Source organism: Flavicella sediminum (assembly GCF_006381105.1).
Lineage (GTDB): Bacteria > Bacteroidota > Bacteroidia > Flavobacteriales > Flavobacteriaceae > Flavicella > Flavicella sediminum.
Map to the genome: position 1 here is coordinate 1 of NZ_VDET01000066.1, position 742 is coordinate 742.

Genomic DNA, 742 nt, shown 5'->3' on the forward strand with positions numbered 1-742 from the left:
GGCTATTTTTTACGAGCAACTGAAAAAAATAAATCCAAACCTGTCTCAAAAAGAAGCAGAGCGATTTTACAATGAAATTTCTCTTACTTTAGAAAATGAAGATTTAGGAAGAGTATTTTACCATAAGCTAATAGATCAATCTGGAATTAAATTAATCGATTTTGAGAATTTCGAGACTAATAATTCTTTTCATGTGGTTACTGAGTTGCCCTATGAAAAAGATGATGATAATTTTCGACCAGATATTATCCTGTTGATTAACGGTATGCCTTTGATTTTTATTGAAGTTAAAAAGCCAAATAATAGAGATGGTATTTTAGCGGAACACAAGCGAATGCAAACTCGTTTTCAAAATAAAAAATTCAGAAAATTCATCAACCTAACACAGTTGATGGTTTTTTCTAACAACATGCCCTACAATGATGCTGATACGCAAATGTTGGAAGGAGCTTTTTATAGCACAACCAATTATAGAAAACCCATATTTAACTATTTTAGAGAAGAAGAAAAGTTCGACTTAGAGAAATTGTTAAAACCAGTTTCTGAGGAAATAGAAAATTTTGTGCTGAAAGATACTAATTTGATCAGTATAAAAAATGCCAAAGAATTTGCCTCGAATAAAAATCCAAACTCTGCTACGAATTCGATCGCTACTTCGTTATTCCAAAAAGACCGATTAAAATTCATGCTACAATATGCTTTTGCGTATGTTGAAGAGGAACATGGCTTGGAAAAACATGTA

Annotated in this window: 1 protein-coding gene; it reads left to right on the forward strand. The window is 31.4% G+C overall.

From position 1 onward, the window contains the following. Positions 1 to 742: type I restriction endonuclease (locus FGM02_RS17925; protein WP_243739457.1), on the forward strand; the 742-nt coding region annotated here is incomplete at both ends.